Source organism: Nonomuraea sp. NPDC050404 (assembly GCF_040655495.1).
Taxonomy (GTDB): Bacteria; Actinomycetota; Actinomycetes; order Streptosporangiales; family Streptosporangiaceae; genus Nonomuraea.
This window is the reverse complement of record NZ_JBFAKB010000106.1, coordinates 1-1,263: the sequence shown is the minus strand read 5'-3', so window position 1 is coordinate 1,263 and position 1,263 is coordinate 1. Positions and strand designations below refer to the sequence as shown.

The window sequence follows — 1,263 nt, the reverse complement described above, 5'->3', positions numbered from 1 at the left end:
CTAGTGCTGTGACCGGAAACGATCACCGGGTTGGCGCGTAGGACGGTCCTGCCGGTTGGATGGTGCTGATCACGTTCGATCGGTAGTTGGGAGTCCAGGTGACGCAACCGGTCAAGGTCCGCAGGCTCACGGACCAAGAAGGGCAGAAGCTGCAGCGGATCGTGCGGCGCGGCACGATGAGCACGGTGCGGTATCGGCGGGCGATGATCCTGCTGGCCTCGGCCGGTGGCAACACCGTGCCGGTCATCGCGCGGCTGGTGCAGGCCGATGAGGACACCGTGCGCGATGTGATCCATCGTTTCAACGAGATCGGGCTGGCCTGCCTGGACCCTCAGTGGGCGGGAGGCCGTCCCCGCCTGCTCAGTCCTGACGACGAAGACTTCGTCGCCGCGACGGCCACCACCCGACCTGCCAAACTCGGCCAGCCCTTCACCCGCTGGTCCATCCGCAAGCTGCTCGACTACCTGCGCCGCCTGCCCGGTCGCGCCTTCACCCTCGGCCGCGAGGCGTTACGCCTGCTGCTGGCCCGCCGCGGCATCACCTTCCAGCGCACCAAGACCTGGAAGGACTCGCCCGACCCCGACTTCGACGCCAAGCTGGAGGCGATCGAGTACGCCCTGACCCACCGGCCCGAGCGGACTTTCGCCTTCGACGAGTTCGGCCCGCTCGGTATCCGGCCCACCGCCGGAACCGGCTGGGCACCCGCGGGCCGGCCGGACCGGCTGCCGGCCACCTACCGCCGCACTCACGGCGTCACCTACTTCCACGGCTGCTACTCCGTCGGCGACGACCTGCTGTGGGGCGTCAACCACCGCCGCAAAGGCAGCACCAACACCTGGGCCGCGCTGAAGTCCATCCGCGCCGCCCGGCCGGATGGCGCGCCCATCTACGTGATCCTGGACAACCTGTCGGCGCACAAGAACTGGCGCATCCGCGCCTGGGCGAAGAAGCACAAGGTCAGGCTGCTGTTCACGCCGACCTACGCCTCGTGGGCCAACCCGATCGAGGCGCACTTCGGGCCGTTGCGCCAATTCACCCTGGCCAACTCCAGCCATCCCAACCACACCGTCCAGACCCGCGCGCTGCACGCCTACCTGCGCTGGCGCAACGCCCACGCCCGCCACCCGGACGTGCTGGCCGCCCAACGCCGCGAACGCGCCCGCATCCGCAGCGAGAAGGGCCTCCGCTGGGGCGGCCGACCCCTCGCACCGGCAGCCTGAAATCCTCACCCAACCCGGTGATCGTTTCCGGTCACAGCACTAG

The 1,263-nt window shown here is 69.2% G+C and carries 1 protein-coding gene; it reads left to right on the top strand.

Translation table 11 applies throughout. The features are described 5' to 3' along the window. Window positions 1-98 precede the first annotated feature (98 nt). Window positions 99-1,220 carry an IS630 family transposase gene (locus tag AB0I81_RS64080; RefSeq protein ID WP_360680737.1) on the top strand — a complete coding sequence of 374 codons (1,122 nt, stop codon included), beginning with the start codon at window positions 99-101 and terminating at the stop codon, window positions 1,218-1,220. The last annotated feature ends 43 nt before the right edge of the window (window positions 1,221-1,263 follow it).